The following is a 15,618-nucleotide window of genomic DNA, read 5'->3' on the forward strand; positions in this document are numbered from 1 at the left end:
TGTGCGGACACGGGATGTTGAGTCCCGTGTCTGCTTTGAAGGAGCACTATGTCTCACGCACCTCAAATCAAAATCCCCGCCACCTACATGCGTGGCGGCACCAGCAAAGGCGTGTTTTTCAGCCTGCAAGACCTGCCCGAAGCGGCACAGATTCCCGGCCCGGCCCGCGATGCCTTGTTGCTGCGCGTAATCGGCAGCCCCGATCCGTACGACAAGCAAATCGACGGCATGGGCGGCGCGACGTCCAGTACCAGCAAAACCGTCATCCTGTCGAAAAGCATCAAGGCTGATCACGACGTCGATTACCTGTTCGGTCAGGTCTCCATCGACAAGCCTTTTGTGGACTGGAGCGGCAACTGCGGCAACCTGTCGGCGGCGGTCGGTTCGTTCGCCATCAGCAACGGATTGGTGGACGCCAGCCGTATTCCGCACAACGGCGTTGCCGTGGTTCGTGTATGGCAGGCCAACATCGGCAAGACCATCATCGCTCACGTGCCGATCACCAACGGTGAGGTGCAGGAAACCGGTGATTTCGAACTCGACGGCGTGACCTTTCCAGCGGCCGAAGTGCAGGTCGAATTCATGGACCCGGCCGCAGAAGAAGAGGGCGGCGGTGGTTCGATGTTCCCTACTGGCAACCTGGTCGATGACCTGGAAGTGCCCGGCGTCGGGACCTTCAAGGCCACCATGATCAACGCCGGCATCCCGACGATTTTCATCAACGCCGAAGACATCGGCTACACCGGCACCGAGCTGCAAGGCGCGATCAACAGCGACTCGAAGGCCCTGGCGATGTTTGAAACCATCCGCGCTTATGGCGCGTTGCGCATGGGCCTGATCAAGGACCTGGACGAAGCGGCCAAGCGTCAGCACACACCGAAAGTCGCGTTCGTGGCCAAGCCGGCGGCTTACGTGGCGTCCAGCGGCAAGGCGATTGCGGCGGGTGATGTCGACCTGCTGGTGCGGGCATTGTCGATGGGCAAACTGCACCACGCGATGATGGGCACGGCGGCCGTGGCGATTGGTACGGCGGCGGCGATTTCCGGGACGTTGGTGAACCTGGCGGCGGGCGGGATCGAGCGTAATGCGGTGCGTTTCGGGCATCCGTCCGGCACGTTGCGCGTGGGCGCCGAGGCCAGCCTGGTGAACGGTGAGTGGACCGTGAACAAAGCCATCATGAGCCGCAATGCGCGGGTGTTGATGGAAGGCTACGTTCGGGTGCCGGGTGATTCTTTCTAACGAACACATCCCCTGTAGGCGCTGCCGAAGGCTGCGATCTTTTGATCTTGATCTTATAAAAGCAAGATCAAAAGATCGCAGCCTTCGGCAGCTCCTACGGGGATCGCATTTCAATAATAAGAATGATTACCCCTGAGCCGAGGTCCCATTAACGAACCACTTCAAGAGTGAATCGAACATGAGCGCCAACGTCGACCTGAACAACCGCCCCGACTACGACACGGTCCTGCAAGACATCGCTGACTACGTCCTCACCTTCAAGATCGAATCCCGGGAAGCTTTGGACACCGCCCGCAACTGCCTCATGGACACCCTCGGCTGCGGCCTGCTGGCCCTGCGCTTTCCCGAATGCACCAAACACCTGGGCCCGATTGTCGAAGGCACCGTCGTCCCGTTCGGCGCCCGTGTGCCCGGCACCAGTTACCGTCTCGACCCGGTGAAAGCCGCGTGGGACATCGGCTGCATCGTTCGCTGGCTCGACTACAACGACACCTGGCTCGCCGCCGAGTGGGGCCATCCGTCCGACAACCTCGGCGGGATTCTCGCGATAGCCGATCACCTCTCGCAAAAGCGCCTGGCCAATGGCGAAGCACCGCTGACGATCCGCGCGGTGCTCGAAGCGATGATCATGGCCCACGAGATTCAGGGCGTGATTGCCCTGGAAAACGCCTTCAACCGCGTAGGCCTTGATCACGTGCTGCTGGTGAAAGTCGCCTCGACCGCCGTCACCGCCAAACTGATGGGCGCCAATCGTGAGCAACTGTTGTCGGCGCTGTCCCATGCGTTCGCTGACGGTCAAGCGTTGCGCACTTATCGTCATGCGCCCAACGCCGGGTCGCGCAAGTCCTGGGCCGCAGGTGATGCCTCCAGCCGAGGCGTGCGTCTGGCGGACATTGCGCTGCGCGGCGAGATGGGCATTCCCGGCGTACTGACGGCCAGACAATGGGGCTTCTACGACGTGCTGTTCAGCCATACCAATAACGACCTGGCGCTGAAACCGGAAGACAAACGTACGTTCAGCTTCTCTCGCAAGTACGGCAGCTACGTGATGGAAAACGTGTTGTTCAAGATCAGCTTTCCCGCCGAGTTCCATGCGCAAACCGCTTGTGAGGCCGCTGTCACCCTGCACCCGCAAGTCAGGAATCGCCTGCACGACATCGACAAAATCATCATTACCACCCACGAATCGGCGATTCGCATCATTTCCAAGGTCGGCCCGCTGGCCAACGCTGCCGACCGCGACCACTGCATTCAGTACATGACTGCAGTGCCGCTGGCGTTCGGCAATCTGGTGGCCGAGCAGTACGAAGATGACTTCCACGCCGCGCATCCGATCATCGACGTGCTGCGTGAGAAAATGGTCATCGTCGAAGAACCGCGCTTCAGCCGCGAGTATTTGGAGGCCGACAAGCGCTCTATCGCCAATGCGATCCAGGTGTTTTTCAAGGACGGCTCCAGTACCGAAAACGTGGTGGTTGAGTACCCGATCGGCCATCGTCGTCGCCGCACCGATGGCATCCCGTTGCTGGAAGACAAGTTCATGGCCAACCTGGCAACGCGTTTTACTGCGCAGCGCAGCGCCGAGATTTTTGCGTTGTGCAAGGATCAGACTGCGCTGGAGGCGACGCCAGTGAACCGCTTCGTCGATTTGTTCGTGATCTGACGCCAATCCTCGGAGCTGCCGAAGGCTGCGATCTTTGATCTTGAAAATCAAGATCAAAAGATCGCAGCCTTCGGCAGCTCCTACGGGGGGGACGTGCTCACGCCTTGAGCCATTTTTCGACCGGTAATTTGGTGATGGCAAACCCCGTCAGCAGCACCGCCGAATACACCATCAATTCCCGCGAAACGCTTTGTCCTTCATACCACGCTCCAATCACCACCGCGAACACCGGAAAGATAATGAACACGAACGACAAAATGATCGGGCTCAGGCGTTTGAGCAGCAAAAAGTAAACGATAAACCCTCCCACCGACGCCACCAGACCCAGATAGAGCAGGGCACCCCACGATCGCGCGGTAATCTCGTCGAACACCGGCGCTTCAACGCTCAATCCCGCCACAAACAACATCAACCCCGCCAGGCCAATGGGCAACGTGTTGTAGGTAATCACGCTGATGGCAGAGCCCTGCTTCTTGGTGATCACGTAACACAGCGCATGCATCACCGCCGCCGCCAGAATCGCCAGTACCCCGAACAACTCGGCATGGTCCAGGTGTAAGCCCTGGCTGCGAATAATCATGAACAGACTGCCAAACCCGAAGGCGATGCCGATCACTTGCGAAGGGTAGATTTTCTCCCGCAGAAACATCGCGGAAAAAATCAGGATGAACACCGGCATGCAGCTGAACAGCAGGGCGGTCAGGCCCGACGACACGTGCATCTCGCCGTAGTTGAGCAAGTAATACGGCAGGCTGAAGTACGACAGCGTGACGAACACGAAAAACCAGCGACTTTGCCTTGGAAACAGCAGCGGTTCGCGCCGCAGCAGGGCGAAACTCAAGAACAGCGGAAAAGCGATCAGAAAGCGCAGGCCGGCGGCGGTCAGTGGCGGCACGCTTTCAACGGCGATCTTGATCCCCAGCCACGTGGTGCCCCAACTCAGGCAAACGATCAGAAACAATGCGCTGGTGACCAACCCGGCCAACCACGGTTTTCGAAGACTGGAAGAGGCGCTGAGGGCGACGGACATGATCGAGCTCCTTTCGTTGTTGGAATTGACCTGAATGCTGAATAGGTCTATCTCTGATTGAACCTGTTTTCAGCACGCTATTCGGGATGGAAATGACTGTCAAAGTAAGTATTGCCACGGTGTCAATCCTGCGGGTCGGCCTGGTTCAAGGGCGAGGCGTCAAGTACAGGCGCTTGGCCGAAGCCCTGGAAAAAAGCATCGGTGAAGGCTTGATCGAGCTGGGCAGCAAGTTGCCGCCCCATCGACTGCTGGCCGACAGTCTGGGCGTGACGGTCGGCACCATCAGCCGCGCCTATGGCGAACTGGAGCGGGTCGGGTTGGTCGTGGCCCGTGTAGGAGACGGTACTTATGTGCGTCAGCGCGGGATGGAGCGCTCGCGCGACAGCGGCTTTCGCAATGTCAGCGATGAGTCGCAAGCGCTGTTAGACATGAGCCGGAACCAGCCGATTCCGGGGCAGGAGGCGATTCTGCTGAGTCAGGGCCTGCAAGCCCTGGCCAATGATCCGCAGACCTTGCAACAGATTGCCGGCTACACCGCCGATGCCGGGTTATTGCGCCATCGCGCGGCAGGTGCCGAATGGTTGCGACACAAAGCCTTTGCGCCGAGCGCCGATCAGATTGTTTGCGTCAATGGCGGCCAGCACGGTTTGTTGTGTGTGCTGATGGGGCTGCTCAAGGCCGGCGATACTTTGGTGACCGAGCATTTGACCTACCCGGGGTTGATCAGCGTCGCACGGATGCTGGGGATAAAACTGCTCGGCGTCGGGATGGATGACGAAGGACTGTTGCCCGAGGCACTGTCGGATGTTTGCCAGAATCATCGGGTATCGGCGTTGTACTGCACACCGACGATCCAGAATCCTACGGCGGCAGTGATGTCGGTCCCACGGCGCGAGGCGATTGCCGAGGTCTGTCGCCGGCACAACGTGCTGATCATCGAGGACGAAGCCCATGCCGTGCTGGCGCAGCAGCGGCCATTGCCATTGAGCCATTTTGCCCCGGAGCGATCGGTGCTGATCGGCAGCCTGAGCAAAGCCGTTTCGGCCGGTTTGCGCGTGGGTTATCTGCACGCGCCGCAACCGTTGATCGGACGTTTGAGCGCTGCGGTGCGCGGGACATGCTGGATGGCCAGTCCGTTGTCGATGGCATTGGCGAGTGAATGGATCGAAAGCGGCACCGCCGGGCAGTTGCTGGGGCAGCAGATTGTCGAGATTACGCGGCGCAAGGTGCTGGTCGGCGGGCTGCTGGAGGGGGTGGCGTATAAAACCCATGCCCACAGTCCGCACTTCTGGATCGAAGTGCCCGAGCCTTGGCGGGCTTCGCAGATTGCGGCGGAGCTTAAGGAAAATAATTATCTGGTGGCGACTGCCGAAGCCTTTGCGGTCGGGCATGGGGCGGTGCCGCAGTTTATTCGGGCGAGCGTGTGTAATTCGGCGGGGGATGATCGGTTGTTATTGCGAGGGTTTGAAGCGCTGGCTGGGGCATTAACCGAGACTGTGTAATCGTTCATCGCGAGCCGGCTCGCTCCCACATTTGATCTGTGTCGGATGCACATTTTGCAATCGAAATAAATTCAATGTGGGAGCGAGCCTGCTCGCGATAGCGGTCTAACTGTCGCCGAAAACCTACTTGAACCGCCGCTCCACACCTTTCTCCACCAGGATCTTCGCCGATATCTCTTCCACGGAAAAATGCGTGGAATTGATGTGCGGGATGTTCTCGCGGCGGAACAGATTCTCCACCTCACGCACTTCGAACTCGCACTGGGCATAGCTCGAATAACGGCTGTTGGGCTTGCGCTCGTTGCGGATTGCGGTGAGGCGGTCCGGGTCGATGGTCAGGCCGAACAGCTTGTGCTGGTGGGCGCGCAGGGCGCTTGGCAGGGTCAGGCGCTCCATGTCGTCTTCGGTCAGCGGGTAGTTGGCCGCGCGGATCCCGAATTGCATGGCCATGTACAGGCACGTCGGTGTCTTACCACAACGCGACACGCCCACTAGGATCAAGTCGGCCTTGTCGTAATAATGCGTGCGCGCACCGTCGTCGTTGTCGAGGGCGAAGTTCACCGCCTCGATCCGCTCCATGTAATTGGAGTTGGTGCCGATCGAGTGGGATTTGCCGACCGTGTAGGAAGAATGCTCGGTCAACTCCTGTTCAAGCGGCGCCAGGAAGGTCGAGAAAATGTCGATCATGAAACCATTGGACGTTGCGAGGATCTCACGGATGTCCTGATTGACGATGGTGTCGAAGATGATCGGCCGAAAGCCGTCGGTTTCGGCGGCCTTGTTGATTTGTTGTACCATGGCCCGCGCTTTATCGACGTTGTCGATGTACGGCCGGGTGAATTTGCTGAAGGTAATGTTTTCGAACTGCGCCAACAGGCTTTGACCGAGGGTCTCGGCGGTAATACCCGTGCCATCGGAGATGAAGAAAGCAGATCGTTTCATTTGCACCTTGGGCCTTAAGCTAGTGAAGATTTCTGGATATGATAGGCCCGATTTGCCGGCCACCAGTTGGCCCGCATTCTCACTTATTTTCCAGGTCCAGGCCATACAGTCGGCAAACGCTCCCCCGAGCGGCCGGCTTCTGAGCTTTTCCAACACAGTTAGTGGAGAGATCACCTTGGTAGAGTACGTAGTTTCCCTCGATAAGCTCGGCGTCCATGATGTAGAGCATGTGGGGGGCAAGAACGCATCCCTGGGCGAGATGATCAGTAACCTTGCAGGTGCCGGTGTATCGGTGCCCGGTGGCTTCGCCACGACAGCTCAGGCGTATCGTGATTTTCTGGAACTGAGCGGCCTGAACGACCAGATCCATGCCGCCCTCGACGCGCTGGACGTCGATGATGTCAACGCCCTGGCCAAGACCGGCGCCCAGATCCGCAAATGGATCATGGAAGCCGAATTCCCCGAGAAGCTCAACGCCGAGATCCGCACCGCGTTCGCCACGCTGTCGGCCGGCAACCCTGACATGGCCGTGGCCGTGCGCTCTTCCGCTACTGCCGAAGACCTGCCGGACGCTTCCTTCGCCGGTCAGCAGGAAACTTTCCTGAACATCCGTGGCGTCGAAAACGTCATTCGCGCCGCCAAAGAGGTGTTTGCCTCCCTCTTCAACGACCGTGCCATTTCCTACCGCGTTCACCAGGGCTTCGACCACAAGCTTGTGGCCCTGTCGGCCGGCGTGCAGCGCATGGTCCGCTCCGAAACCGGCACCGCCGGCGTGATGTTCACCCTCGATACCGAATCAGGCTTCCGTGACGTGGTGTTCATCACCGGCGCCTACGGCCTGGGCGAAACCGTCGTACAAGGCGCGGTGAACCCGGACGAATTCTACGTCCACAAACAAACGCTTGAAGCCGGTCGCCCGGCCATCCTGCGCCGTAACCTGGGCAGCAAAGCCATCAAGATGATCTACGGCGAAGTGGCCACGGCCGGCAAGTCGGTCAAGACCATCGACGTCGACAAGGCTGACCGCGCACGTTTCTGCCTCAGCGATGCCGAAGTCAGCGAGCTGGCCAAGCAAGCGATGATCATCGAAAAGCACTACAAGTGCCCGATGGACATCGAATGGGCCAAAGACGGTGACGACGGCAAGCTCTACATCGTTCAGGCCCGTCCTGAAACCGTGAAGAGCCGCACCCAGGCCAACGTCATGGAACGCTACCTGTTGAAAGAAACCGGCACCGTGCTGGTCGAAGGTCGTGCCATCGGCCAGCGCATCGGCGCCGGCAAGGTCCGCATCATCAAGGACGTGTCCGAGATGGACAAAGTCCAGCCAGGCGACGTATTGGTCTCCGACATGACCGACCCGGACTGGGAACCGGTCATGAAGCGCGCCAGCGCCATCGTCACCAACCGTGGCGGTCGTACTTGCCACGCGGCGATCATCGCTCGCGAACTGGGCATTCCGGCCGTGGTCGGTTGCGGCAACGCCACCCAGCTATTGAAAGACGGCCAGGGCGTGACGGTTTCCTGCGCGGAAGGCGACACCGGCTACATCTTCGAAGGCGAGCTGGGCTTCGACATCAAGAAAAACTCCGTGGATGCCATGCCTGATCTGCCGTTCAAGATCATGATGAACGTCGGCAACCCGGACCGTGCATTCGACTTCGCGCAACTGCCGAACGCCGGTGTGGGCCTGGCCCGTCTGGAATTCATCATCAACCGGATGATCGGTGTGCACCCCAAGGCACTGTTGAACTACGACGGTCTGCCGCAGGAAATCAAGGACAGCGTCGACAAGCGCATCGCCGGTTACGACGATCCGGTTGGCTTCTATGTCGATAAACTGGTCGAAGGCATCAGCACCCTGGCCGCTGCGTTCACCCCGAAAAAGGTCATCGTGCGTCTGTCGGACTTCAAGTCCAACGAATACGCGAACCTGATCGGCGGCAAGCTCTACGAGCCGGAAGAGGAAAACCCGATGCTGGGCTTCCGTGGTGCTTCGCGTTACATCAGCGAAGCGTTCCGCGACTGTTTCGAGCTTGAATGCCCGCGCGCTGAAACGCGTGCGCAACGAGATGGGCCTGACCAACGTTGAAATCATGGTGCCGTTCGTCCGTACCCTGGGCGAAGCGAGCCAGGTGATCGACCTGTTGGCCGAAAATGGCCTGGCCCGCGGCGAGAACGGTCTGCGCATCATCATGATGTGTGAACTGCCGTCCAACGCGATCCTGGCTGAAGAGTTCCTCGAGTTCTTCGACGGCTTCTCCATCGGCTCCAACGACCTGACCCAGCTGACGTTGGGCCTGGACCGTGACTCCGGGATCATCGCTCACTTGTTCGACGAGCGTAATCCGGCGGTCAAAAAGTTGCTGGCCAACGCGATTCAGGCTTGTAACAAGGCAGGCAAGTACATCGGCATCTGCGGTCAGGGTCCTTCGGACCACCCGGACCTGGCCAAATGGCTGATGGAGCAGGGCATCGAAAGCGTTTCGCTGAACCCCGATTCCGTGCTGGAAACCTGGTTCTTCCTGGCTGAAGGCCAAGCGGCAGTCTAAATGGTGCGAGAGAAAGGGCCGCTTCCTGTGGGAGCGAGCCTGCTCGCGAAGACGGATCGACATCCGACATGGATGTTGGCTGATACACCGCTTTCGCGAGCAGGCTCGCTCCCACACTGATCGGTCCTTTCAGTGATTCAAGTAGGGCGGGCTCCTCCGGATGCCGCCCTTTTTTGTGCAAGAGCATTATGCAAAGCAGCAGCAACCTATTTCCTGTCGCCCTGATCAGCGCCGAACGGCGCGGCGATCTGAGCGAAGACGTGTATCGATTGAAACCGGCCAACAGCCCTGATGGCACCGTCGAGTTGGCAGTGACACGCCTGGGCATGGCGGATGGCTCGGATGCGCGCGGCGTTCCGGTCATTTTGCTTCACGGCAGCTTTTCCAATCGTCGGTTCTGGTTTTCCCCAAAAGGCCTGGGTTTGGGCGCCTATCTGGCGCGATTGGGATTCGATGTGTGGATCCCGGAAATGCGCGGTCATGGCCTGTCCCAGCGCAACCAGAACTACCGCAAGAATCGCGTTGCCGACTACGCCCGCTACGATCTGCCCGCCATCGGTGCGTTCGTGCGCGAGCAAAGTGGCCAGGTCCCGCACTGGATCGGCCACTCGCTGGGCGGCATTACCCTGGCCGCTGCGTTGGGTGGTCAATACATCGGCGAGCCGGTGGTGGCTTCGGCGGCGTTTTTCGGTACGCAGGTCAGCCGTACCTACTGGCCGCTGAAAATCCCGCCGGTCGAGTGGAGCGGGCGCTTTATTCTCAAGCGTTTTGCCCAGTTGTCCGGTTCACGGCTCAAGCGCGGCCCGGAGGACGAGCCGATTGGCCTGGCCCTGGAAAGCATGCGCTGGTATGGCCTGTTCGGGCGCTTTGGCGATGCCGACAAGGACTGGTGGGCCGGTCTGGCGGAGGTTCAGTTGCCGGTATTGGCCGTGAGTGCGACGGGTGATCATCAGGATCCGGCCTGGGCTTGCCGTAAACTGTTCGATCAGCTCGGCTCGGAGCACAAGCAGTTCATCAACCTGGGGTGCGAGCAGGGTTTTGCCGACAATTTCGGTCATGTCGAAATGCTGGTCAGTAAAGCGGCCCAGGCTGAAACCTGGCCTTTGGTGGCTCGCTGGTTGGCCGATCAACAGACGCCGTTACTGGGCGAAAAGCCGGATTTGGCCACGGCAGTCTGAGCCCGATGCTCTAACAAGGGCATTTCGCTCTGGTCGGCTTGCGGCTAAGATATGACGCATTGCGCTTTTTCGGTCACTTTGCGGCATCCTCGATTGTCTTCCTCTTTACAGGAGTTTCTCGATGAACCATTACGTTACGCCCGACCTGTGCGACGCCTATCCGGAGCTGGTGCAGGTGCTGGAGCCGATGTTCAGCAATTTCGGCGGCCGTGATTCTTTCGGCGGCGAAATCGTGACCATCAAATGTTTCGAAGACAACTCGCGGGTCAAGGAACAGGTCGAACTCAAGGGTAATGGCAAGGTGCTGGTGGTCGACGGTGGCGGTTCCCTGCGTCATGCGTTGCTGGGGGACATGCTGGCCGAGAAAGCCGCGAAAAACGGTTGGGAAGGGCTGGTGATCTACGGTTGCATCCGCGACATCGATATCCTCGCGCAGACCGATCTGGGCGTGCAGGCCCTCGCTACCCACCCGAGGAAGTCCGACAGGCGCGGGCTCGGCGACCTTAATGTTCCGGTGACCTTCGCCGGCGTGACGTTCCATCCAGGTCATTACATTTATGCGGACAACAACGGTGTGATCATCTCGCCAAGCCCGCTGAAGATGCCTGAATAAAGCGTCGATGCGAATTTTCGTGGCAAGCATGGGGTGAGGATGTTCGAGGAAGAAAACGCGCAGTGGGGGCTGGTGCATGCCCTGGTGCTTGACGGTAAAGGCGGTGCGCGTTCGATAGCCCGGACTGAACTCGATGACTTGCAACTGCAGGCCCATGAAAGCCTGTGGCTGCACTGGGATCGCAGTCACCCGCAAACCCAGACCTGGCTGCGTAAATCCAGCGGTCTGAGCGAATTCAGCTGTGACCTGTTGCTCGAAGAAAACACCCGGCCTCGGCTTTTACAGCTTTCCGACAGCGAACTGCTGCTATTTTTGCGCGGGATCAACATGAATCCCGGTGCCGAGCCGGAAGACATGGTCTCGGTGCGCATTTTTGCCGCGGCCCAGCGGGTCATTTCTCTGCGTTTGCGCCCGTTGCGCGCCACCGACGAATTGTTGGTGCAGCTTACGGAAGGCAAGGGACCGAAAACCGCCTCCGAACTCATCCTTTATATGGCTCAGTACCTGACCAATAAGGTCCAGGATCTGATCACTTGCCTCTCGGAAATCGTCGATGAGGAAGAAGAAAAACTGGATGCCGACGAACGGTATACACCCGAGCACGGCGCGATTTTGCAGATTCGTCGCAGGGCGGCCGGGCTGAAACGTTTCCTTGCACCTCAACGGGATATTTTCGGACAGCTGACGCGTATAAAACTGCCCTGGTTTGTCGACGATGACGGCGATTACTGGAACGAATTGAACAACAGTCTGACCCGCTATCTCGAAGAGCTGGAATTGACCCGGGAGCGGGTGGGCCTGGTCCTGGAGACCGAAGACCGGCGTTTGAGCGTGCGCATGAACCGCACGATGTACCGCTTCGGGATCATCACCGGGATCTTTTTGCCGATGAGTTTTCTGACCGGTCTTTTGGGTATCAATGTCGGCGGCATTCCGTTCTCTGGCAACCCGTATGGCTTCGTGATCGCCTGCCTGATGATGGTCTCGGTGGCGCTTGGTCAGTGGTGGTTATTCCGACGTTTGCGCTGGGTGTGATTGATGAGCCATGTGACCCGAGCAAATTTGATCGCGTCTTTCACAGATATCACGAGAGGTGCGTATGCACGATCCGTTTGAACAGTCTTTACGTGACATGCTCAAGGCATCTCCGTCCACTCGGGACGACGATGCGTGCTTGGGCCGCGTACTCAAAACCGCCAACCGCCAGGTCGGCGCTGGCGATCTATTCAGCCTGCTGGGCCGCTGGTTGCCCGCGCTGATGATTGCCTTGAACAACGGATCGGCCCACGTCATGCCGGTTTCCCGTCACCGTAAACCTACCGTTCGCACTGCTGATAAGGCTGATTGAATATGGAACTTGATCTCTGGACTCAGAGCCTCGTCACTGCAATGACTGCGTTGTGGACCAAGGTTGCGAATTTCATTCCGAACCTGTTCGGCGCACTGGTAGTGCTGCTGTTGGGTTTCGTCGTGGCCAAGCTGCTGGACACGTTGTTGTCCAAATTGCTCGCCAAACTGGGCCTCGATCGCCTGATGGGCGGTACCGGTCTGACCAAACTGCTGTCCCGTGCCGGCCTTCAAGTGCCGATTTCGACCCTGATCGGCAAAATCGTCTATTGGTTCGTTTTGCTGATTTTCCTGGTGTCAGCCGCCGAATCCCTTGGACTTGAGAGAGTTTCAGCTACGCTGGATATGCTTGCGCTGTATTTGCCGAAGGTATTTGGCGCCGCGCTGGTGTTGCTGGTAGGTGTTTTGCTGGCGCAACTGGCCAACGGGCTGGTGCGCGGTGCGGCAGAGGGCGTAGGGCTGGATTACGCGTCGGGACTGGGGCGAATTGCCCAGGGCCTGGTGATTATCATCAGTTTGTCGGTTGCGATCAGCCAGTTGGAGGTCAAGACTGACCTGCTGAACCATGTGATCGTGATCGTATTGATTACCGTTGGTCTGGCGGTTGCGCTGGCCATGGGCTTGGGAAGCCGGGAAATTGCCGGTCAGATCCTTGCGGGAATCTATGTGCGTGAGTTGTATCAGGTTGGGCAACAAGTGCGTGTTGGCGAGGTCGAAGGCCAGATCGAAGAGATCGGCACGGTTAAAACCACATTGCTGACCGATGAGGGTGAGCTAGTCTCTCTCTCCAATCGGATTCTCCTGGAGCAGCATGTGAGTAGCCGCTAACCCGGCAAACCCTGCTAATGTATGCCGCCGCAAAATGCCCTGATAGGGCTGCGGCGGACATTGACCTGACTGTCGGCCAGACTTGTTTTGAATAAAGCTCAATCGCTCTCCACGCGCTACGACCCCCGCGAGCTCTCTGATGAGGAGCTGGTCGCGCGCTCGCATACCGAGCTGTTTCACGTAACACGCGCCTATGAAGAACTGATGCGGCGTTACCAACGAACATTATTTAACGTTTGTGCACGATATCTTGGGAACGATCGCGACGCAGATGATGTCTGTCAGGAAGTGATGTTGAAGGTGTTGTACGGCCTGAAGAATTTCGAGGGGAAATCGAAGTTCAAGACATGGCTATATAGCATCACGTACAACGAATGCATCACGCAGTATCGGAAGGAACGGCGAAAGCGTCGCTTGATGGACGCTTTGAGTCTGGACCCCCTCGAGGAAGCGTCTGAAGAAAAGACGCCGAAACCCGAGGACAAGGGTGGACTCGATCGCTGGCTGGTGTATGTGAACCCGATTGACCGTGAAATTCTGGTGCTACGATTTGTCGCAGAGCTGGAATTTCAGGAGATCGCAGACATCATGCACATGGGTTTGAGTGCTACAAAAATGCGGTACAAACGCGCTCTAGATAAATTACGTGAGAAATTTGCAGGCGTTGCTGAAACTTAGTTCAGCGCAAATATCTCTTACGTGTAGGCAAGTTCTGATAGACTTGCCGCCGAGTTGTCCCCCGGTTTGAGGGACTGCTTTACAATCACCAGATGGGGATTTAACGGATGAAACTGAAAAACACCTTGGGCTTGGCCATTGGTTCTCTTATTGCCGCTACTTCGTTCGGCGTTCTGGCACAAGGCCAAGGCGCAGTTGAAGGCGAGCTTAACTACAAGAAGCAGTACAACGACAGTGTTAGTCACGTCGAAGACGGCTTCAACCCAGGCGCCAAAATCGGTTACTTCCTGACCGACGACGTGTCGATTAACCTCGGCTACGACACCAACAACCACACCCGTTCGAACGACGGCACTGGCAGCCAGAAAATCAAAGGCGACAACTTTGGTCTGACCGCTCAGTACCACTTCAACAACGCTGGTGACGCTCTGCGCCCATACGTTGAAGGCGGCGTTAAGCACGGCAGCCTGACCAACGTAGCCGCTGACGGCCACACCGGTCGCGACCAGTCGACTTTCCTGACTGCTGGCGCTGGCGTTAAGTACTACTTCGCCGAAAACTTCTTCGCCCGTGCTGGCGTTGAAGCTGACTACAAACTGGACAACGGCAAGTGGGACTACGCTCCTTCCGTTGGCCTGGGCGTGAACTTCGGTGGCGGCAACAAGCCTGCTGCTGCTCCAGTTCCAGCTCCAGCTGAAGTCTGCACCGACAGCGACAACGATGGCGTTTGCGACAACGTTGACAAGTGCCCGAACACCCCAGCCAACGTAACTGTTGACGCTGACGGCTGCCCGGCAGTTGCTGAAGTTGTTCGTGTTGAGCTGGACGTTAAGTTCGACTTCAACAAGTCGGTCGTTAAGCCTAACAGCTACGCTGACATCAAGAACCTCGCTGACTTCATGAAGCAGTACCCATCCACCACCACTACTGTTGAAGGTCACACTGACTCCGTCGGTCCTGACGCTTACAACCAGAAACTGTCCGAGCGTCGTGCAAGCGCCGTTAAACAAGTTCTGACCAACCAGTACGGTGTTTCGCCATCCCGCGTTCAGTCTGTTGGCTACGGCGAATCCCGCCCAGTTGCTGACAACAAAACTGAAGCTGGTCGCGCTGTTAACCGTCGCGTAGAAGCGAAGGTTGAAGCTCAAGCTAAGTAATTAGTTTGTAGCGCTGAAAAGCCCGGCTCAGGCCGGGCTTTTCTTTGTCTGCGATTTGGTATTTCCGTCTGGATTGAGCGGTGTTCCGAACGAATCGCAGCCTACGGCAGCGCCTACAGAGCCGTACACCGAACCCATGTAGGAGCTGCCGCAGGCTGCGATCTTTTGATCTGGCTCAAAGCAGCTACCGCCCCGATTACCAAAATCGCCGGGCTTTTCAATTCAAAGGCGCTGGCATCGTCCTCCATCGCAGTCAGATCGCTCCGACATTCCCGCTGATGCACCAATGAAGCATTTTCAATCATCGCCACGGGCGTATCAGCCGCCATTCCCCCCGCCAGCAATTGCTCGCGGATCTCACCCAGCTTCGCCACCCCCATGTAAATCACCAGCGTCGTGCCACCCTGGGCCAGGGCTTGCCAGTTCAGGCTGCTGTCGTCCTGGGTGTGGGCGGTGACCAGCGTTACGCCGCGTGCCACGCCGCGCAGGGTCAGCGGGATATCGCATTGCGTTGCGCCAGCCAGTCCGGCGGTGATGCCATTGACCAATTCAACCTCGATCCCACGCTCGCGCAGCCACTGCGCCTCTTCGCCGCCGCGACCAAAAATGCACGGATCACCACCTTTTAGTCGTACCACGCATTTGCCATGGCGGGCATAACGCAGCATCAACCGATGAATGAAGGCTTGCGGCGTGGAACGACAGCCGCCGCGCTTGCCGACGGGAATGATTCGGGCACCAGGGCAATGCTCCAGAACCGCTTCGTTGACCAAGTCATCGATCAGCACCACATCCGCTTCCCTCAATGCTCGAACAGCCTTGAGGGTCAGCAATTCGGGGTCGCCGGGACCCGCACCCACCAGCCAGACTTTTGCGCTCATCGTATTTT

General features: G+C 58.3%; 13 protein-coding genes and 1 pseudogene. 11 read left to right on the top strand and 3 right to left on the bottom strand.

Annotated elements, in window-relative coordinates:
• The first annotated feature begins 48 nt into the window (after nt 1-48).
• A complete protein-coding gene (prpF, locus tag JFV26_RS25460; protein WP_201196264.1) occupies nt 49-1,239 on the top strand; it encodes a 2-methylaconitate cis-trans isomerase PrpF in 1,191 nt (396 codons plus the stop codon).
• 178 nt (nt 1,240-1,417) lie between these two features.
• Entirely contained in the window at nt 1,418-2,902 is a 1,485-nt protein-coding gene (gene prpD / locus JFV26_RS25465; protein ID WP_201196266.1) for a 2-methylcitrate dehydratase, read from the top strand.
• 97 nt (nt 2,903-2,999) lie between these two features.
• Here the strand turns inward: prpD and JFV26_RS25470 are convergent, their stop codons facing one another.
• Nucleotides 3,000-3,887, bottom strand: a complete 888-nt coding sequence (locus JFV26_RS25470) for a DMT family transporter (RefSeq protein WP_201196292.1) — start codon at nt 3,885-3,887, stop codon at nt 3,000-3,002.
• Nucleotides 3,888-4,024: 137 nt separating this feature from the next.
• Here JFV26_RS25470 and JFV26_RS25475 point away from each other — a divergent pair, with 137 nt between their 5' ends.
• Nucleotides 4,025-5,434 carry an aminotransferase-like domain-containing protein gene (locus tag JFV26_RS25475; RefSeq protein WP_201196268.1) on the top strand — a complete coding sequence of 470 codons (1,410 nt, stop codon included), beginning with the start codon at nt 4,025-4,027 and terminating at the stop codon, nt 5,432-5,434.
• A gap of 123 nt (nt 5,435-5,557) precedes the next feature.
• Here JFV26_RS25475 and ppsR read toward each other — a convergent pair whose 3' ends face one another.
• Entirely contained in the window at nt 5,558-6,376 is an 819-nt protein-coding gene (gene ppsR / locus JFV26_RS25480; protein WP_201196270.1) for a posphoenolpyruvate synthetase regulatory kinase/phosphorylase PpsR, read from the bottom strand.
• A gap of 229 nt (nt 6,377-6,605) precedes the next feature.
• On the opposite strand from ppsR, the pseudogene ppsA reads away from it, so the two are divergent.
• From ppsA to JFV26_RS25520, 8 genes and pseudogenes are all read left to right on the top strand, one after another.
• Nucleotides 6,606-8,928: pseudogene (ppsA, locus tag JFV26_RS25485) on the top strand (phosphoenolpyruvate synthase).
• A gap of 188 nt (nt 8,929-9,116) precedes the next feature.
• A complete protein-coding gene (locus tag JFV26_RS25490; protein WP_201196271.1) occupies nt 9,117-10,106 on the top strand; it encodes an alpha/beta fold hydrolase in 990 nt (329 codons plus the stop codon).
• Nucleotides 10,107-10,227: 121 nt separating this feature from the next.
• A complete protein-coding gene (gene rraA / locus JFV26_RS25495) occupies nt 10,228-10,719 on the top strand; it encodes a ribonuclease E activity regulator RraA (protein ID WP_201196272.1) in 492 nt (163 codons plus the stop codon).
• 39 nt (nt 10,720-10,758) lie between these two features.
• On the top strand, nt 10,759-11,754 hold the full coding sequence (locus JFV26_RS25500) for a zinc transporter ZntB (RefSeq protein WP_201196273.1): 996 nt from the start codon (nt 10,759-10,761) through the stop codon (nt 11,752-11,754).
• A 64-nt stretch (nt 11,755-11,818) separates the two neighbouring features.
• Nucleotides 11,819-12,067 (top strand): CrfX protein, encoded by a 249-nt coding sequence (locus JFV26_RS25505; protein ID WP_201196274.1) that lies wholly within the window; start codon nt 11,819-11,821, stop codon nt 12,065-12,067.
• Between the two features lie 2 nt (nt 12,068-12,069).
• The gene (locus JFV26_RS25510) at nt 12,070-12,894 is read left to right on the top strand and encodes a mechanosensitive ion channel family protein (RefSeq protein WP_054054005.1); all 825 of its coding nucleotides are present in this window, start codon (nt 12,070-12,072) and stop codon (nt 12,892-12,894) included.
• An 87-nt stretch (nt 12,895-12,981) separates the two neighbouring features.
• On the top strand, nt 12,982-13,572 hold the full coding sequence (sigX, locus tag JFV26_RS25515) for an RNA polymerase sigma factor SigX (protein ID WP_163909195.1): 591 nt from the start codon (nt 12,982-12,984) through the stop codon (nt 13,570-13,572).
• Between the two features lie 107 nt (nt 13,573-13,679).
• Nucleotides 13,680-14,729, top strand: a complete 1,050-nt coding sequence (locus tag JFV26_RS25520) for an OmpA family protein (RefSeq protein ID WP_201196275.1) — start codon at nt 13,680-13,682, stop codon at nt 14,727-14,729.
• 113 nt (nt 14,730-14,842) lie between these two features.
• On the opposite strand, the gene cobA is transcribed toward JFV26_RS25520, so the two are convergent.
• A complete protein-coding gene (gene cobA / locus JFV26_RS25525; RefSeq protein WP_201196276.1) occupies nt 14,843-15,610 on the bottom strand; it encodes a uroporphyrinogen-III C-methyltransferase in 768 nt (255 codons plus the stop codon).
• Nucleotides 15,611-15,618 lie beyond the last annotated feature (8 nt).

The sequence above is a fragment of the Pseudomonas sp. TH31 genome (assembly GCF_016650815.1).
In the GTDB taxonomy this organism is placed as follows: Bacteria; Pseudomonadota; Gammaproteobacteria; order Pseudomonadales; family Pseudomonadaceae; genus Aquipseudomonas.

What these genes read in the sequence shown, in the direction of transcription:
- prpF (WP_201196264.1), top strand. Translation starts at nt 49, where the DNA reads ATGTCTCACGCACCTCAAATCAAAATCCCCGCCACCTACATGCGTGGC.
- prpD (WP_201196266.1), top strand. Translation starts at nt 1,418, where the DNA reads ATGAGCGCCAACGTCGACCTGAACAACCGCCCCGACTACGACACGGTC.
- JFV26_RS25475 (WP_201196268.1), top strand. Translation starts at nt 4,025, where the DNA reads ATGACTGTCAAAGTAAGTATTGCCACGGTGTCAATCCTGCGGGTCGGC.
- ppsR (WP_201196270.1), bottom strand. Translation starts at nt 6,376, where the DNA reads ATGAAACGATCTGCTTTCTTCATCTCCGATGGCACGGGTATTACCGCC.
- JFV26_RS25490 (WP_201196271.1), top strand. Translation starts at nt 9,117, where the DNA reads ATGCAAAGCAGCAGCAACCTATTTCCTGTCGCCCTGATCAGCGCCGAA.
- rraA (WP_201196272.1), top strand. Translation starts at nt 10,228, where the DNA reads ATGAACCATTACGTTACGCCCGACCTGTGCGACGCCTATCCGGAGCTG.
- JFV26_RS25500 (WP_201196273.1), top strand. Translation starts at nt 10,759, where the DNA reads ATGTTCGAGGAAGAAAACGCGCAGTGGGGGCTGGTGCATGCCCTGGTG.
- JFV26_RS25505 (WP_201196274.1), top strand. Translation starts at nt 11,819, where the DNA reads ATGCACGATCCGTTTGAACAGTCTTTACGTGACATGCTCAAGGCATCT.
- JFV26_RS25510 (WP_054054005.1), top strand. Translation starts at nt 12,070, where the DNA reads ATGGAACTTGATCTCTGGACTCAGAGCCTCGTCACTGCAATGACTGCG.
- JFV26_RS25520 (WP_201196275.1), top strand. Translation starts at nt 13,680, where the DNA reads ATGAAACTGAAAAACACCTTGGGCTTGGCCATTGGTTCTCTTATTGCC.
- cobA (WP_201196276.1), bottom strand. Translation starts at nt 15,610, where the DNA reads ATGAGCGCAAAAGTCTGGCTGGTGGGTGCGGGTCCCGGCGACCCCGAA.